Raw genomic sequence first — 19,121 nt, 5'->3', positions numbered from 1 at the left:
TTGTAAACTTTTTGATAATATCCTCACTCAAACCCTCTAATATAGTCTTTATAACTCTATAGAATGCTTATATACATCACTTTTAGATAGTCCTCTCTCTTTTGCGACCATTTTCACTGCATCTTTTTTCTTTATTCCCTCATCTATATAACTTTTTATATGCTCCTCAATAGACATATTTATCCATTTAGCTTGTTCTTCTAATTCTATCTCTTCTTTTGTCTTTCCTTCTAATACTAATACATACTCTCCCCTTGGAGAATTTTCCTTATAATACTCTATCGCATCACTTAATTTCAATCTTATGATTTCCTCGTGTAACTTAGTAAGTTCCCTACACAATGCAATGTTCCTATCTCCGAAACTTTCCAATAAGAAATCTAAGGTACTTAACAATCTATGTGGTGACTCATAGAAAATTATTGTTTCTGTTCTATCTATAAGCTGCTCAACTACAGGTCTTCTTTCTTTATTCTCCCTAGGTAGAAATCCTCTAAATATAAATTTAGTCGTATCTAGTCCTGAGTATACTAAGGCAGTTGTTATTGCTGTTGCTCCAGGTAACACTTCAAAAGCTATATTTTCCTCAATACACTTTTTAACTATAACACTCCCTGGGTCAGATATCCCTGGTGTTCCCGCATCTGTTACTAATGAAATTGTTTTTCCTTCCTTTAAGATACCTATTATATCTTCACTCTTTCCCTGCTCATTATGTTGATGATAACTTATTAAAGATTTTTTTATACCAAAATGATTAAGCAGCTTTAGTGTAACTCTAGTATCTTCTGCTGCAATAAAATCAGCTTCTTTTAAAGCCTCCAATGCTCTTAATGTTATATCCTTTAAATTCCCTATAGGGGTAGGTACTAAGTATAATTTACCCATGTTAATCCATCCTCTCTTAATCTGTTATATTACTTATGTGAATTATACATACTTATTATTTCATCTGTATATCCACCATCTTCAGTATGTACATATAGTGGATCATCCCACTTTAGAAATGCTCCCCCATCCCTTTGCCCTTCTACTAAAACTATATTAGGTGCTTTTCCAGCAGATGGGTGAACCATTCGTATCCTCTTTGGCTCTATTTTATGCTTTCTCATAAGTGTAACTATATCAACTAATCTATCTGGTCTATGTACCATATACATTCTTCCATTATCCTTTAGTAATATTCTACTAGCGATAATTACATCTTCTAAGGTGCAACAAATTTCATGTCTCGCTATAGCATTCTTATCATTTAAATTGATAATTCCAGAGTTCTGAAGCTTATATGGTGGATTTACAGTTAGTACCTCAACCTTAGGTAATTTCTTTAATAATGCTAAATTCTTCAAGTCTCCATTTATAAAATTAACTCGTTCTTCTAACTTATTAAATTCCACTGACCTTTCAGCCATCTCCACAAACTCTTCCTGTATTTCTATTCCTGTTATGTTTTTAGCATTTGTTTTACCAGCTAATATAAAAGGTACTATACCTGTTCCCGTACATAAATCTATGACTGAAGAATTATTCTTTACCTTTGCGAAGTTAGCTAATAAAACAGCATCCACTCCAAATCTAAAGCCCTCTCTTTTCTGTATAACATGTATACCCCTTATTCCTAAATCATCTAATGTTTCATCTATTCTTATAAGACTCATAAATTCTCTCTTTCTATACCTTTAAGTATATCCTCTATATAATTAAAACCTTAAATAAACCTTCATAGCATCTGTGTATATCTCCTTCATTCACTATATGCTTTAAAATGCTCATCTTAACCCATGATAATTTAATACATAAAAACATTTCTATTCTATACAAATATAATGTACTGCTTTAGTTTACCATATATATTAAACCTTTCTCCTATGGATTCATTAAGATTTAACTCCTACATCTTATATAATTTACATCCCTATTAGGATCTTATAGAAGGTAAGCTTCTTTATTATTCTAATATTATAATATTTATGAGTTACCCTTGCAAACTTGCACTATTTAAATATTTTAAAAAGCCCTTTATAGTCAAACTATAAAGGGCTTTCTTGGGAGTTAACATTTAGTTATGGGGTTATTGTGTAAGATACAAAATTGTTCTTAAGCTTACACTATATAAGGGGATTGAGGGATATAAGGGCTTTTAATATTTGCTCTACACTATTAATTATTAACACTTATAATGTTTTTATACACTTATAAATTTATTTTTCTATTTTTTTTAATTATTTCTATAATTGTATAATTAATAAGTTATATATATATCATTAAATAAACTACCTTCATATTTTATAGGATAAAAAAATCTAATATGTAATAAATTACGATGATGTAGATTTGATATTACAAAATATATATAAGACAACATTAAAATACCTCATGTAAATTTAATTCATCTAATAGTATTTTACCTGACTTCATATTTATGATCCTCTTAAATTTACTTCTCATTTCAGTATTATGAGAGATCATAATTAAGGTTAAATCTTCTATATTCAATAATCCATCTATAATATTATTCAAATCTTTAGAGTCTATATTAGATAAACCCTCATCAATAATCAAAACTTTACGCTCATCATACAAAGCTCTGATTAAATTTAACTTTTGTCTTTGTCCATGAGAACATTCAGAAGCATTTGTAGCACATTCTAAAAATGCTTCTGAAATATTTAGACTACTTAATAGAGTTAATATTTTTTCATTATCTTCTTGCCTATCTAAAAAAATATTCTCTATTACATGCGAGTTAAATACAAAGGCATCAGATTTAATATAGCTACAATTAAAATCACAAGGCTTATTATCCTTTGACAAATATGTAATATCACCACTTGTTTTATTAACAGCACCTATAATGCAATTTATTAAGGAAGTTTTTCCGCAGCCAGAAGCTCCATAAATTAAAATCTTCTCACCTTTATTAATTCTAAAATTAATATCTTTTAATATCTCAGTATTATTCAACTCTAAACTAACATTGTTTATACATATACTCTCAATTTCATCGCAGTTTTCTGAAGTATCTTCAGTCTCTAAATTGAAAATATCCATCATCCTTTTTAAGGATACAATAGCTTCTCTATAGTTAAAGTTATACTCTGATAAATTACCTAATGGTCCTATAAAATTATTTAAGTATGTGTTAAAAGCAATAATTGAACCAATAGAAAAATGTCCTTTACTAACAAGAATTCCTCCAAATAATATGGATATATAAGGTAAGGATTCTGAAATAGTGGATATTAGTGTATTCCCCAAAATCGTTATCTTGCCTCTTTTTATATTTAAATTCATTTTTTTTATTGCTGTTTTATCATATCTATCAACAGCATAATCTTGATATTTATTAACCTTTATAAAATCAGAGTTATTAATCAAATCAATCAATTCATTTTTACTCTCAGCTATAGCTTTCATATAATTATTGAATATATTTTCTAATCTTAATTTAAATACTTTTGTTACGATTAAATAGACTGCCATAGCTATTAAAACACACGTAGACATTATTGCTGAAATGCTTATTAACATATACACACTTATAATTATAGATATTATATCTCTTGCAATACTTGCAATTTTATTAACAAAAAATATACTTATATTCTTAATATCTTCTTCTATTATTGTTGTTATATCACCCTTATCATAATCTAAGGTGCTCAAAATATTGCTATTAAAATATTTATAAACTAAGGTAGATCTAATATCTTGAACCATTTTGCAGTTAGTTATGTAAAATATTTTTGATTGAATAAATGAAAATAATTTACTGATAAAAAATAAAGCTAGAATCATAAATGAATATTTAATTATATTGTCTATGTCTCCCTTTGGTATATCTACATCAATAAGATTTTTTACCAACATAGGTATTGGTAAGATTATTAAGGGTGTTAATATTATTAGAATTGACCCCAATGCTACCTCGTACTTGTACCTTTTTACAAAACCTAAAATAAATTTAATATCTTTCATTAAATATCCTCTTTTCCTAAATAATTAATACCTCTTTCACTTGTTTTTTATATTTTCTGATATGCTAAATTCATTAACTCGGTCATATTTACTATTAGTCCTTCTACTATATATGTTTTATTCACAACTTAACTTCTCTGGAAATCTAGATTAGATATTAAGATAAATAAGTTTTTCCTTAAAATATAAAATACTTTCTTTAAATTGTCTATACAATAAAAGTTCTTTAACTTTTTCATGATATTATTTTATATGTGCTAAATTTTTCATATTAGGACTCTATAATATTATCTCATATTTTTACATATGCATATACTGAAAACTTTAATAATAAATTTAATATTATATTTTTGATTTATTATTATATTTATTACATTTAAAATATGGTTTTTTTGCTTTTTGTGTTATTATATATATATCAAATATTTATTTAGTATAACACATTGTTCATTTTAAGAATATTGTACTATATAATATAAATTTGCTTAAAGGGGAATTAAAAATGGATGAAATAAATATAAATATTCTTGAAGATAACCTTAAGTATTTGGAGCTATTATCCTATAGGCACCCTAATATAGCTTCTGCGTGTACTGAAATAATAAACCTTCAGGCTATTTTAAATTTACCAAAGGGTACTGAACATTTTCTAACCGATATACACGGAGAATATGAATCTTTTACCCATGTCTTAAAAAATGCTTCTGGGGTAATAAAGCGTAAAATAAATGATATCTTTGGTAATTCACTTAGAGAATCCGAAAAAGCTACATTAGCTACATTAATATATTATCCTGAGGAAAAATTACAATTAATAAAGACAACTGAAACTGATATGAATGATTGGTATAAAATAACTATATATCAACTTATAGATATTTGTAAAAATGTTTCTTCTAAATATACGCGCTCTAAGGTTAGAAAGGCTCTTCCAAAGGACTTTTCCTATATAATAGAAGAATTACTTCACGAGCAGAGTAAATTAGATAAACAAGAATATTACACTGAAATAGTAAAAACTTTAATTGACATAGATAGAGCAGATGAATTTATAATTGCTATATGTGCTCTTATTCAAAGACTAGTTGTAGATCAATTACACATAATAGGTGATATCTATGATAGGGGGCCTGGTGCACATATAATACTAGATTCTCTTATGAATCATCACTCCGTTGATATTCAATGGGGAAATCACGATATCTTATGGATGGGAGCAGCTGCAGGATCTCAAGTTTGTGTTGCAGGTGTTATTCGTATCTCTGGTAGATATGGTAACTTAAAAACTATAGAAGAAGGCTATGGTATAAATCTTCTTCCACTTGCTACCTTTGCTTTAGAAGTTTATAAGGATGATCCTTGTACTCAATTCTTCCCTAAGATATGTGCAGAAAGCACATGTCGTGATAAAGACTTAACTCTTTTATCTAAAATGCATAAAGCCATTGCAATCATACAATTCAAGCTTGAGGGACAAACCATTCAAAGAAGTTACCCTGACAAAATGGCTAATAGATTATTATTAGATAAAATAGACTACGAAAAAGGTACTATATCTATAGATGGTGTAACTTATGATTTATTAGATAAGAACTTCCCTACTATAGATCCTAAAGACCCTTATAAGTTAACTGAGGATGAAAATGAATTAATTAAGAAATTAACTTCTTACTTTATGAACTGTGAGAAGTTACAAAAGCATGTTTCTTTCTTGTTTTCAAAGGGAAGCTTATATTTAGCCTTTAATTCAAATTTACTATATCATGCTTGTGTTCCTTTAGATGAGGATGGTAATTTTAAAAAGGTTAAAATTCAAAACAAATATTATTGGGGTAAATCCCTTCTTGATAAATTTGATAGATTAGCTAGAGATGCTTATTTTCAAAAATGTAAAAATACCGATGAATACAATAAACTTTGTTTAGACTTCATGTGGTATTTATGGAGCGGAGAGTTCTCACCTTTATTTGGTAAGAATAAAATGACAACCTTCGAAAGATATTTTATTAAAGATAAGTCATCTTGGACAGAAACTAAGAATAAATATTTTACTCTTAGAGATAATGAAGATACTTGTATAGAAATCTTAAAGGAATTTGGGCTAAGTCCTAAGGACTCTCATATAATTAATGGCCATGTACCAGTAAAAACTATAAAGGGTGAAAGCCCTATAAAAGCTAACGGTAAGTTATTAGTTATAGATGGTGGATTCTCAAAGGCATACCAATCAGAAACTGGTCTTGCAGGATACACTTTAATATATAATTCCTTTGGACTTACATTAGTGGCTCATGAACCTTTCGAATCTATACAAAAGGCTATTTTAGAAGAGGTAGATATACTTTCCTCTACAATAGTTCTTGAAAAGAACTTTACAAGAAAAAGAGTATACGATACTGACAGGGGCTTAGAGTTAGAACAACAAATTGAAGATTTAAAAATGCTTTTATGTGCTTATAGATCAGGGTTGATTAAAGAACGCTCATAAAATATACTGTATATATAGATAGAACTTAAAATCTATATTAATCTATGATACATTGAATAAACTAAACTCAATCTTATTAGTAATATAAAATTACTATAAGACAGTGTTGTTTGGCATCTTTTAATGGCTTTAGGTTCAATTTAATCTTCTTTATGATTATTTATTGAAATATATAGTATATTAATTTCTTATCTACAATAAATTGTATTATAACAATACAAATTATACGAGGTGTTAATTATGGGACCAAACTATAAGTTTTCACAACATAAAAAGTGTGAATTTTTCCCTTGTCATAAAGTTGCCAACGAGGACAAATTCAATTGCTTATTCTGTTATTGTCCACTATATACTTTAGGATCAAAGTGTGGTGGAAACTTCGTATACAACGAAGCTAATATAAAGGATTGTAGTAATTGCTTAATTCCTCACTCTGAAAATGGCTATGAATACATTATGTCCAAATGGGAACTGATTTCTGAATTAGCTACAAAGAATAAATAATAATAAAATCACCTAATGATTCCATTTCATTAGGTGATTTTTATTTAACTCATATTATTTTTGAGTTGGTATGTAAATAACTTGATTAGCTTTTAAATCTTCTGGTTTGTTAATTGAGTTATTTTCCATTATTTTCTTTAATCCATCTTCTGGTTTGCACCAACTCATTTTTGCTTTTACAATTGAAGTTAAAGTATCTCCGCTTTGAACTTTATAAGCTTCGCCTTTTCCATCAACCTTTGCAGTTTTAAAGTTTTCTTCTGTTGGTATTAATATCTTGCTACCTACTAATATATTAGCTTTTTCATCTATGTGGTTTATTTCTTTAATTAAAGATACTGCTTCAGCTAAATCTACATCTTTTAAATAAGTTCTAGCTACAGAAAATAATGTATCTCCTTTTTTAACTTCGTATTCATCATCAAATACAGCTATTTTCTTAGAAGAAGTTTTCTTGTCATCTTCTTTCTTCTCTTCAGTTTTTTTATCTTCTACCTTTTTATCTTCAACTTTCTTTTCATCTAATGTACTATTAGTTTTTTCCTCTGTTTTCTTTTCTTCAGTCTTCTTTTCTTCTACTTTTTTGTCCTCTGTTTTTTTGTTGTCAGTTTGTTTTTTATCTTTCTCTACAACTGCAATCTCATCAGTCATAGCTTGTTTTGCGCTAGGTTCTGTATTACCAAATAGCTTCACTGAAGCAAATAATGATACTCCCACTACTGCAACTGTCCCTAATGTAATCCAAACTTTTTTCTTCTCCATAAAACCACTCCTCTCTAAACATTTAATGTAGAATTAGTTCTTGCTTACATTTAAATACTTGCCATATTTCATAAGTTTATACAATTAATTGAACTTTTTTTAATTATTTATCTAAAATATTTTTCTCTTATATATAACTTGTAATTAATATTCTAAATTTATATTAATCTTTGTATTCATTCCATAATGCTCTTACCTCTTAAATAGAATAAATATTGTTTATTAGGTCACATGTATTAACATAAAAAAATATAAAGCACCATGAAATATTTCATGGTGCTTTATATTTATCTACCTATATTTTCTTCTACTTGTTGTTTTACTTGTGATGGTTCCATACCATCTGCATTAATAACTACTGCATCTGTTGTTGCATCTGTTATACCTAACATATTAATGCTTTGTCCTGTTAATACTACAGCATCAAAGTTTTGACAACATCCTTTATTATTTGGATTTTTAATTTCACTTACACTATAGCCTGATTTATTTAATAAATCCTTTACTGGTGATAAGCATTGTTCTACTCCAACCTTTTTCATGTTATCTTCCTCCTAACAAATATATTTACATGCTTATTATCTGTATTTTCACTTTCAATATTCATAAAAAAAATAAAAGTTCATAGTATATAAAACTATGAACCCTTATTTGTATGCATGTGCTTTAATTGTTAGTTTATTATTAATTCTATTGTATTATACTACATTTAATTACCAAGCTTCAACAGTTATAACTTAATAATTTGATTTCACATAAAATTATAATATAACTCTAAATATAGCCATATTTTTTATTTATTTTCTTTAAATACTTCTTTAACTTTAACCTTAGCCTTTTCTTCCTTTAATAGGTCGCCAAGCACTTTGCTATCTTCAAAATCCTCTATTTCAACTCTTATGACCTCATCACTATCATCAACAACATATCCACCACTTACTAAGGTTAAATCTTTGATTTTTACCTCTTCAATGATATCTTCTTCTTCTCCAACAAATTTAACCTTAACCTGTTCTTTTACTATGTTGTTTTCTATAACTTCACCTTCACCAAACTCAGTACTAACTACAGAGCCAACCTTAGGCATTTTTTCACGTATTTGTTTGTATGTATCTTGCTCATAAGTTAAGCAACACATAAGTCTTCCACATATACCTGATATTTTAGATGGGTTAAGAGATAAATTTTGATCCTTTGCCATCTTTATAGAAACAGGTGCAAACTCACCTAAGAATGTAGAGCAACATAAGCTTCTACCACAAGGTCCTATTCCACCTATCATCTTAGATTCATCTCTAACACCAATTTGTCTTAATTCTATTCTAGTTCTAAAGATACTAGCTAAATCCTTAACTAATTCTCTAAAATCAACTCTTCCTTCTGCTGTAAAATAAAATATAACTTTATTGTTATCAAAGGTGTATTCTACATCTATTAATTTCATATCTAAGTTATGCTTTATTATTTTTTCGTTACATATAGCAAGAGCTTCAACTTCTTTTTCTTTATTGATTTTATTTTGCTTTATATCTTCCTCTGTAGCTTTTCTTATAACATCTTTTAAAGGTGATATAAGCTCAGTTTCATCAATTTCTTTTATACCAATGACACATTCGCCAAATTCAATACCTCTTACAGTTTCAACTATAGCGAAGTCACCTTTATTTAAGTCTATATCATTAGGGCTGAAATAATATATCTTCCCAGCCTTTTTAAATCTAACTCCTATAACCTTTACCATTTTACACCTCCAACATATTTAGTAGCATCATATTAAAAGTCATTCTCGCATTAATATTTTTATTTAAATTATCCCTAGTCTCATTCACTATCTTTATTAAGCTGTTTAACTTATTAAAGGATAGTGTACTAGCTATATCCTTGATAGAGTCTATACTATCCCTATTAATTACAAGATCTAAATTACTAGTTTCCTTATATATAATACCATCTCTTAGATATGATAGTATACAACTTAATAACTCTTCAGAATAAGCCGTATATTTTTCTAAAATACCTATATACTCAATGAAACTATCTACATCTCTATTTCCAACTAATAAAATAATTCTTTTGCTTATATCTCTAACCGACATAAACTTAGAATCATTTAAAAATCTATCAACTTCTCCTGGAATTCCTTTACTATATGCAATAAGCATAGAAATCTCATCATCACTTTTATCAGGATAATTTCTATATATGTATTGCCTTATTTCTTCACCACTTAAAGCCCTTAAGTTATGTATTTGACATCTTGACTTTATAGTGTCTAAAATCTGCTCAGAACTTTCACTTAATAATATAATAAAAACTCCTTGTGGAGGTTCTTCTACCGTTTTTAAAAAAGCATTTTGAGCCTCTACGGTCATTTTATGTGCTTCATATATAATAACTACCTTCTTATCCCCTTCATAAGGTTTCTTACTAATTTCAGAAATTAATTGACGCACCTCATCAACACCTAAGGACTTCTTATCCTTAGCTACCTTGAATTTAACCAAGTCAGCATATTCTAAATCCTCTTTTTTACCTAAGATTCTTAATGCTAACTCATCAGCTATTATGCTTTTACCGATTCCATCCTCACCTATAAAAAGATGAGCATGTGAAAGTCTGCCGGTATCAATAGCTTTGTAAATACTACTCACTAGTGATTTGTGTCCAATTATACCTTTCATGCTCATCTTCTCCTTTATTAAACCTTAAGCCAAGTATTTAATTAAAATTTGAAAAACTTATCTACATCTACTATAAATACCGTAGCTCCACCTACTTTAACTTCTACTGGATATGGTACATATACACCACTTGTGCCTGCAGCTGATGATGGAGTAGTTATAACCTGTTTTCTAGTTTTACATACTTGCTCAATAATTGCTGTCACTTGATCAATCTTATCTTTTTCTGTCCCAATCATTAAAGTCGTATTACCTGATTTTAAAAATCCACCTGTTGTTGCAAGTTTTGTAACCCTGTGACCATTGTCTGTTAAAACCTCTATTAAATCATGAGCATCTTCATCTTGAACTATAGCTATTACTAACTTCATATCCCATTACCTCCCCTTAAATTAAAAATAGTTTATAATAATTCTACCACAACTTTCATAATTACCAAAAGATAATTTACAAATTTAAGATAATTTATATAAAACTATGCACAAATTTAAAAGAATATAAGTTAAAAATAATGAATTTATATGTTTTTAAGTAACATACCTTAGTTATGTATAGTTTTACTTCTAATTTTGGTTTTGCTTTTAATCTTGGTTTAAAGTGTCCTGTAAACTTAGATGCATACCAAATAACAAAATAAGAATATATTTATTACTGTACAATAAGCATCAAAATCAAAATATACTTATTACCGTACAATACGTACCAAAATAAACTTATGTTTATCACCGTACAATAAACATCAAAACCAAAATATATTTATTATTAAATATTCAAATATATTCTTTCACTAATTAGTTAACTCTTATATACTTATCTAAAACCTTTTTTATTTCCTCAAAAACCTCATCAAAGTTCTTACTAGCATCTATAAGCTTAATTCTCTCTGGATAATTCTTTAATAAGATATTATATCCTTCTCTAACCTTATTATGAAAATCCAATGCCTCTAAATCTAACCTATTTACCTCTCTTTGTGAGTTCTTAGCAATCCTATCTAAGCCAGCCTGTGGGTCTATATCTAAAAACAATGTTAAATCAGGCATATATCCGTCTATAGCGAATTCATTAATTTCCATTACCTCATCAATACCTAATCCCCTAGCATAACCTTGATATGCTAAAGAGGCGTCAACAAATCTATCGCTAATTACAACTTTTCCTTCATTAAGTGCAGGTATAACCTTTTCAACTAAATGTTGTCTTCTTGCAGCTGCATATAATAAAGCCTCTGTTCTTCCATCCATAGTTGTATTTTGCTTATTTAAGATAACTTCTCTTATTTGTTCTGAAATGCTTATTCCACCTGGTTCTCTAGTTATTATATGATCTATATTATGTTTCTTTAAATATTCAGATATAGCAACTATTTGAGAAGTCTTTCCTGAACCCTCTCCGCCCTCTAAACTTATAAATAATCCCTTTTTCATAAAGCGTCACTCTTTCCTTAATTATATATTTTAAAACTTAATATATATGAAAATACATATGCTAAGCTATAGAATCTATAAAAACCTCTATACTAAGCTATAAAATTTCTTATATAAACCTGTATTAAAATAATATCATATTAAGGTCAAATTGCAAGATAATGAAACTAGGCACTATGTAAGTTATTTACATACACTTACCTTTCCATTCTTTATTCCTAATACAGTTTGCCCAATTTCAATGCAGTGCTCTAATACAGAAATAATTTCAGTACTTATAACCTCCCCAGGCATAATTAAAGGTATACCTGGTGGGTAGGGAACTATAAACCCCTTAGCAATTCTTCCATTACACATGGAAAGAGCTACCTCTTCTCCTTCGCATTCCATAACCTCATAAGGCAGCTTATATTGCTTAGGGAAATCACATGTAACTGCTTCATAATACTTGTCCGTTATGCACTCTAAATCGCAATCTTTAAGGGCTAAATAAAGCTTTTCAAAATCCTCTTCATCATTAAAAGGAGTTGGAATACATACAACAGAGCTATTACTGCTCATTTCACATTGAATCTTATTTGCTCTTAAATAATCAAGCAACTTATGCCCACTGTACCCCTTATTAAGATTAATAACTAATCTTGTAGCATCATAATCACCTGACCACTGCATTTCACATTCTTTCTTTATAACCTCATTGCTTAAACACTTAAATCCTTCTAATTCATCTATTTTCTCTCTATACTTCTCTACTATTTCATATAAAGTTATATACTCCTGCTCTCCATATTCTTGAAGATAAAATCTTGCATAATCCATAGAGCTCATAAACATATATGAGGGGCTTGTACTCATGAAAGCTGAAACATAAAAATCAACCTTATCAATAGGTACATCCTCACCAATATGTAAAAATGCAGTTTGTGTTAAACTTGGCAAAGTCTTATGTGCACTCATAACCACCATATCTGCTCCTAACTCCATTGGATTCTTAGGTACTAGATTGTTTACACCAAAGTGAGCACCATGCGCTGCATCAAGTAACACCTTCATATTATTTTCTTTAGCTATCTTAACTATATATCTTAAATCACAACATACACCATAATAATTAGGGTATGTCAATAAAATGCCCTTAGCATCCTTATTCTCTAATATAACCTCTAAAAAATGCTCCTTATCAATAGATAAAGGAGCATCAAAATTTGATGTTATTTTATTTTTAAGATATACAGGCTTTAGCTTTCTCATTATGATAGCATTAAAAACTGATCTATGACAGTTTCTTTCAACAATGATTTTATCACCCTCATTAAAGGATGAAAAAACCATAGCTAAATTACCGCTTGTACTTCCATTAACAAGAAAGTATGATTTTTTACTTTTATAATACTTGCTAAGCTCATCTTCTGCGTCCTTTATTATACCTTCTGGATTGTGTAAGTTATCAACTCCATCAACCTCTGTTATATCTCCACTTATTAAATTATTAAAAAGTTCTCTTCCTTCTATAGTCTTTAAAAAGCCTTTACCATTCTTATGACCTGGCATACAAAAACTAATATTTTCTTCTTTTATATACCTCTCTATTCCTTCTACAATCGGTAGTTTTGCCAATTGTGCTCATCTCCTCTTAAAATAACACTTACTATACTTTTCTTTATTTTTTCTTTATAATATTCATAAAAATCTGTGTCTACATCCACATTAATTAATCTCAATTCACATTCCCTACAAATATTAACACCATAAATTATTATACCATTATCTTGAGGCTTCCTACACATTAAACAACTATTTTTATTCATAAATTCCTCCCTATAACACATTAGTAACTATTAAAATACTTGCCTCATCTTATATATTTTATTCAATTACCCAGGTAATAAACACAAATAAAATTATTCTTTTAGGTAATAATATTGGTATATACATAATTCGAACTTTTTCAAGTTTTTTTATAAAAGGAAGTGAAGATATGAGACAACAAATCATTTCGTACATTAGTACTATAAAAGATGAATTAATAGATTTAAATAAATATCTTTATGATAGCTGTGAGGAAGCCTTTAGTGAGCAAAATTCAAGTAAATATATTTGTGAACTTTTAAGAAAGCATAAATTTGAAGTAACTGATAACTTTTTGGACATGAAAACTTCATTTTATGGAATATATGGCTCTGGTCACCCTAAGGTATGTTATGTTTGTAAATACAATGGTTATCCAGAGGGACACATATATGGGAATAATCTTTCTACCTCAATGAGTGTAGGAGCTGCATTAGCCCTATCCAGCGTAATTTCCTTAATTGGTGGCTCTGTTACCATAATAGGTTGTCCTGGAGATCATCTTAATGGTTCTGAATTAGCCATGGTAAAAGAAAATATCTTTGAAGATATGGATGTTATCATGTGTCCTCATAGTTACATAGATACAGTTGAAAGTGGTGATTCTAAGGCTGCTATTCCACTAAAAATCAACTACAGTTGTGATTATAATAGTAACGCTTTAAATAACAGCCTAAATCCTGCATTAGACGCTTGTTTACTAACTTTTAATACTCTAAGTATACTAATTAAAAGTTCATGCTCTAAATGCATGATAGACAATATTTCTATAGAAGCTATACATTGTTTAACCGATGGAAAGCAAAAGGCCGAAGCGAAATTCTCTATAAAAAGTTGCTGTGCTAAATATAGTGAAGATCTAGAAAATAAGATAAGGAACTTTGTAAATTCATCATCATCAATACTAGGAGTGCAAGGCAGTATTGAATTATGTGGTATGCCTACAGAAAATCTATTGTCTAACTCAACACTATCAAGATTATTCACACACAATCTGAAGGAATGTGGAATAATTAATATTGATAAAGCTAAAGAAAATACCCTTGGGTTAGGTATCGGTACAATAAGCCATACTACACCATGTATATATCCTTCAATAGGAATAACTAAAAATAAGGATATTAAATTTCCTTCACCTGAATTTGGTGATGAAACTCTAAGTGAGTATTCTATAGATGCAATGATTACCGCTATTAATGCTCTTGCAATAACAGGAGTAGATGTGATTGAAAAAAATGATTTATTAAAAGAAATGAATCTTGAATTGCATAAAAATATAAAATAAAATTCTACCTTTTAATAAATACAAATAATAATGAAATATAAATTAATAGGGTTTTGTTTACTCTTAATTATTATTATAAATTTAATGATTTCTTTAATTTATTAATAAAAATATAAAAGTTAAAGTTAATTTTAAAATAAATTTAACTTTTTATAACTACAAAACTGAACTGTAATATACCTATATAAAACCGCTATCTTAATCTAACTATATAAAATTATTATAGCGACTATGTTATATGAATTTACTTAGACTTCATATATTTTATCTAGGTACGATTCGAATAACTCTTTAGGAGTTTTATATTTAAGAATTTTTAAAAAATCCTAAAAAAATTATACTTTTACTTTATAAGTTAGAATTGTAGTAAATAAACCTTACCTTATGAGGTAAAATTTATAAATAACTTTTTTATATTGCAATAACAAATTCAAGTATTTAAGTGTATGACTTAAATACTTGAATTTACTTAGACTTCATATATTTTATCTAAATACGATTCAAACAACTCTTTAGGAGTTTTATAGTTAAGAATTAAAAAATCTTTTTAAAATTATACTTTTACTTTATGAGTTATAATTATAGTAAATATACCTTAGCTTATGAGGTTAAATTTATAAATAACTTTTTTATATTGCAATAACAAATTCAAGTATTTAAGTGTATGACTTAAATACTTGAATTTACTTAGACTTCATATATTTTATCTAAATACGATTCAAACAACTCTTTAGGAGTTTTATAGTTAAGAATTTTAAAAAAATCTTTGAAAATTATACTTTTACTTTTTAAGTTAAGTACTAGAAACACTTAACTTAAGGTTCGTAATTAGCTAATTAACCTACAATTAAAATCTTAGGTTTAAAATGAATAAAACCATAAATCCCTTATAGAATTTATGGTTTTATCCATCCACTAAACTAGTAAAGTTACTATGTTAAAAGTAGTAACTTTATTATCCTATATTATACCTTCTCAATTTGCTCATCAGCTTATCACTTGGAGCAAAATAAAACCTTCTAATTTCACCATCATTGTTATAAACACAATAATGTTTATTTCCATTAAAGGATGATGCCATATATTTTCTACCCTTAAAAACTGAAGGAACCATAGCATCTATACCATGACACTTCTTCATTTGTTTAATAGTTGTTATATCTATCTTTTCAACCTCGATCTCTTCATGTCCAATAATCTTATGAATAATTAATTCATGAGCTATAATAGTATATTTATATTTCACCTTTAATTTATATAATTCAGTTAATATAAAAAACACCATAATACCAAAGAAAAACATCCTAGATATCTTAATATAATTTGCTGTGCTTATACTTCTCTCAACACAGTCAGACAAAAAAATATTAAAAGCTAACATTACAGATACGATAAGAATAACGGCTGAATAACTTCTTTGAACCGTTTCCCTATAGAGCGCCATGACCTTTATCCCCCTTAATAATTAAAAATAACATATATTTGCTAATGTTCATTACCCTTGAGATTATACTAGGGATTTGAATATTTAGCTATCATTAAAAAGCCTTAAATTATTGCTTATACCCCCCTTATACCTGTTTAATCTAATGTAAATGCATAAAATGCTCCTTTGCTTGATTATTCTCCATTTATCATACACTATTGGCTAAATACTCAAAGCCTAGTAATAAAAATTCTTTTTACATTCACAAGATATTGTTTAAGCTCTATATACTTATATAAAAATACAAAATAATATTCTATTCCATAATAAACCATTAGTTTATATTTTTATATAATTTCCACTTAACTTATTAATTTTAATGTTATAATTAGTTTATTAATTATACTGGTATAACTAGTTTGTTGATTCTAATGCTATGACTAGTCTATTACTTATAACTTTATAACTAGTTTATTGCTTGTAACTCTATAATTGATTTGTTAATTATACCTCTATAACTAGTCCATTAATTATTCTGTTATAGCTGCTTTGTTAATTATGCTTCTATAACTAGTCTATTAACTATACTGTTATAACTGGTATATTAATTATAATGTTATAGTTGATTAGTTAAGTTTTAGCATTAGCTTCTATACTTTCAATAGATATTTCTAATAACATACTGAAAGTAAAGCTTATCAAGTAAACTTTACTCTTAGTATGATTTATAAAATCAGTTGAAAAAATATATAACTAAATAAATTTTAATATGAAAATTTTCATATTAACAAGATATAGTAATGAACATTAATATTCATTACCCTTTTATTTATATACTTAATCAAACTTAATAGTTACAACCTTTAATCAAAATTATAAGCTATATATTCTAATAAAGAATTTTCATTCTTTTTAGATATAAGGTTTATTATAAATTAAATCAATAATTTATATAAATGTAAAATATTAATTAGAACTTATATATGTTAAGTACACTTCTCAGCTTTATTATATAGTAAGGCATTTCTGTACCTTAATATGTATTAAGGTATAGCACTATAAGTTTAGTACATTTAATAACTTTAAAACTTAAATACCTACAGTCTAATAAAGAGTATTCATTCTTTTTAGATATAAGGTTTATTATAGAATAAATTTAACCGTTAATATAAATGTAAAATATTAATTAGAACTTATATACCTACTAAATAAACTTACATTTATAATTTTAAAGTAAGGTAACTAAACTTCATGTAAAGCATAATAATGCATTTTGTGCATCTAAAAGTACAATAATTTATATTAATATTATTAGATTGATTTATATGATAAATGAAAGAATAAATTATACATAAGTTATTTTCTATAAAAATGAGTATATTATAAATAGTTGATTTACTGTAAAATAAAAATATCTCATATAAGTTATTCTCTATGTATATTGAATTTTATATGATAACATATAATTTATTATAAATCATACAATAATTTAAAAATTAGCTTAGTAAACTATTAATTTTGATTTCAATATTTTAAAATTCACATTACAACTAATATAAAATGCTTAAGGAGAATTGTTATGATTTCAATTTATAAAACCGTAGATGAAAACTGCGAACTTACTAAATTAGAAAATATAGAACCAGGATGTTGGATAAATGTAGTCTCACCAACAGATCAAGATATAATATTATTATCAAAGAAAACCTCTGTACCAATTGAGTTCTTACGTGCTGCACTAGATGACGAAGAAACATCACGTATTGAAATAGAAGATCAGACTATAATGGTTGTAATAGACGTTCCATTTACAGAGATGGAGGATAATTCACTTACATACGATACTGTTCCACTAGGAATAATCCACACTGAAAAGGAATTAATAACCATTTGTTTGAAAAATACAAGAATTACTAATGACTTTATAAAAGGTAACATAAAAAATTTCTATACTTTTAAACGTTCTAGATTCATATTACAGCTTCTATATAGAGTTGCAAGTTACTATCTAGTTTGTTTAAGACAAATAGATAAGAAGAGTCTAATGATACAAAAGAAGTTGCAAAAATCTATGAGTAATAAAGAATTAATGCATCTTTTATATCTTAGAAATTCACTAATATATTTCTCTACTTCATTAAAATCCAATGAACTTACCTTTGATAAAATGCTTAAGCTGAAATTACTTGAGAAGTATGAAGAAGATAAAGATATATTAGAAGATGTATTAATTGAAACAAAGCAAGCTATTGAAATGACACATATATATAGTAATGTCCTATCTGGGACAATGGATGCATCTGCATCTGTTATTTCAAACAATCTTAACTTAGTAATGAGATTCCTTACATCAATTACTATAGTTTTAGCTATACCTACTATTATATCAGGATTCTGGGGTATGAACGTACCAGGTATACCATTCGAAAATATGCCAATGGGCTTTTGGTATGCCATAGGGGTATCCATAATATTATCCCTTGTAACAGGATTCTATTTAAGTAAGAAAAAAATGTTTTAAAATTAAACCATTTAAAAACTCTATAAATTTATATATACTACAAAGCTAAATCATACTTCATTTAGATTTGTAAGCTATGATTTTCAAGGAGTAACTGCCTAATAACTAAGTAACCTTTTTAACTTACAAATTACTAATATATAGGTTATACTCTTTAAAAGGTAACTACCTAATAACTAAGTAACCCTTTTAAATTACAAG

Annotated in this window: 16 protein-coding genes; 4 read left to right on the top strand and 12 right to left on the bottom strand. The window is 27.5% G+C overall.

All coding sequences use genetic code 11. The features are described 5' to 3' along the window. Positions 1-48: 48 nt before the first annotated feature. The 3 genes from rsmI to BUA48_RS08325 all read right to left on the bottom strand — a co-directional run bounded on the left by rsmI (position 49) and on the right by BUA48_RS08325 (position 3,978). Positions 49-894 carry a 16S rRNA (cytidine(1402)-2'-O)-methyltransferase gene (gene rsmI, locus BUA48_RS08335; RefSeq protein WP_072831601.1) on the bottom strand — a complete coding sequence of 282 codons (846 nt, stop codon included), beginning with the start codon at positions 892-894 and terminating at the stop codon, positions 49-51. Positions 895-917: 23 nt separating this feature from the next. Further along, the gene (locus tag BUA48_RS08330; RefSeq protein WP_072831600.1) at positions 918-1,658 is read right to left on the bottom strand and encodes a tRNA1(Val) (adenine(37)-N6)-methyltransferase; all 741 of its coding nucleotides are present in this window, start codon (positions 1,656-1,658) and stop codon (positions 918-920) included. A 706-nt stretch (positions 1,659-2,364) separates the two neighbouring features. Beyond that, entirely contained in the window at positions 2,365-3,978 is a 1,614-nt protein-coding gene (locus BUA48_RS08325) for an ABC transporter transmembrane domain-containing protein (protein ID WP_072831599.1), read from the bottom strand. Positions 3,979-4,480: 502 nt separating this feature from the next. Between BUA48_RS08325 and BUA48_RS08320 the strand changes: the two genes are divergently transcribed. Beyond that, a complete protein-coding gene (locus BUA48_RS08320; RefSeq protein WP_072831598.1) occupies positions 4,481-6,466 on the top strand; it encodes a fructose-1,6-bisphosphatase in 1,986 nt (661 codons plus the stop codon). A 240-nt stretch (positions 6,467-6,706) separates the two neighbouring features. After that, complete coding sequence (locus tag BUA48_RS08315; RefSeq protein ID WP_072831597.1) at positions 6,707-6,970, top strand: cysteine-rich small domain-containing protein; 264 nt, start codon at positions 6,707-6,709, stop codon at positions 6,968-6,970. Positions 6,971-7,024: 54 nt separating this feature from the next. Here BUA48_RS08315 and BUA48_RS08310 read toward each other — a convergent pair whose 3' ends face one another. From BUA48_RS08310 to BUA48_RS08275, 8 genes are all read right to left on the bottom strand, one after another. Beyond that, positions 7,025-7,732 (bottom strand): LysM peptidoglycan-binding domain-containing protein, encoded by a 708-nt coding sequence (locus BUA48_RS08310; protein WP_072831596.1) that lies wholly within the window; start codon positions 7,730-7,732, stop codon positions 7,025-7,027. A gap of 287 nt (positions 7,733-8,019) precedes the next feature. Further along, entirely contained in the window at positions 8,020-8,274 is a 255-nt protein-coding gene (locus tag BUA48_RS08305; RefSeq protein ID WP_072831595.1) for a YkuS family protein, read from the bottom strand. Positions 8,275-8,525: 251 nt separating this feature from the next. Beyond that, a complete protein-coding gene (locus BUA48_RS08300) occupies positions 8,526-9,473 on the bottom strand; it encodes a PSP1 domain-containing protein (protein ID WP_072831594.1) in 948 nt (315 codons plus the stop codon). Between the two features lies 1 nt (position 9,474). Beyond that, positions 9,475-10,413 carry a DNA polymerase III subunit delta' gene (locus BUA48_RS08295; RefSeq protein WP_242944322.1) on the bottom strand — a complete coding sequence of 313 codons (939 nt, stop codon included), beginning with the start codon at positions 10,411-10,413 and terminating at the stop codon, positions 9,475-9,477. Positions 10,414-10,454: 41 nt separating this feature from the next. Further along, positions 10,455-10,784, bottom strand: coding sequence for a cyclic-di-AMP receptor (locus tag BUA48_RS08290; RefSeq protein WP_072831592.1), 330 nt, complete (start codon positions 10,782-10,784; stop codon positions 10,455-10,457). A gap of 420 nt (positions 10,785-11,204) precedes the next feature. Continuing rightward, positions 11,205-11,840, bottom strand: coding sequence for a dTMP kinase (gene tmk, locus BUA48_RS08285; RefSeq protein ID WP_072831591.1), 636 nt, complete (start codon positions 11,838-11,840; stop codon positions 11,205-11,207). 183 nt (positions 11,841-12,023) lie between these two features. Beyond that, the gene (locus BUA48_RS08280) at positions 12,024-13,457 is read right to left on the bottom strand and encodes an aminotransferase class I/II-fold pyridoxal phosphate-dependent enzyme (protein ID WP_072831590.1); all 1,434 of its coding nucleotides are present in this window, start codon (positions 13,455-13,457) and stop codon (positions 12,024-12,026) included. Continuing rightward, positions 13,436-13,648 (bottom strand): sigma factor G inhibitor Gin, encoded by a 213-nt coding sequence (locus BUA48_RS08275; protein ID WP_072831589.1) that lies wholly within the window; start codon positions 13,646-13,648, stop codon positions 13,436-13,438. The genes BUA48_RS08280 and BUA48_RS08275 overlap by 22 nt, the downstream gene beginning before the upstream one ends. A gap of 170 nt (positions 13,649-13,818) precedes the next feature. On the opposite strand from BUA48_RS08275, the gene BUA48_RS08270 reads away from it, so the two are divergent. Continuing rightward, on the top strand, positions 13,819-14,973 hold the full coding sequence (locus BUA48_RS08270; RefSeq protein ID WP_072831588.1) for a zinc-binding metallopeptidase family protein: 1,155 nt from the start codon (positions 13,819-13,821) through the stop codon (positions 14,971-14,973). 955 nt (positions 14,974-15,928) lie between these two features. Here the strand turns inward: BUA48_RS08270 and BUA48_RS08265 are convergent. Continuing rightward, complete coding sequence (locus tag BUA48_RS08265) at positions 15,929-16,417, bottom strand: hypothetical protein (RefSeq protein ID WP_072831587.1); 489 nt, start codon at positions 16,415-16,417, stop codon at positions 15,929-15,931. A 1,561-nt stretch (positions 16,418-17,978) separates the two neighbouring features. Between BUA48_RS08265 and BUA48_RS08260 the strand changes: the two genes are divergently transcribed. Next, positions 17,979-18,920, top strand: a complete 942-nt coding sequence (locus tag BUA48_RS08260; protein ID WP_072831586.1) for a magnesium transporter CorA family protein — start codon at positions 17,979-17,981, stop codon at positions 18,918-18,920. Positions 18,921-19,121 lie beyond the last annotated feature (201 nt).

The sequence above is a fragment of the Clostridium collagenovorans DSM 3089 genome (assembly GCF_900130005.1).
GTDB lineage: Bacteria > Bacillota > Clostridia > Clostridiales > Clostridiaceae > Clostridium_D > Clostridium_D collagenovorans.
This window is presented reverse-complemented; position numbering and strand designations above follow the sequence as displayed.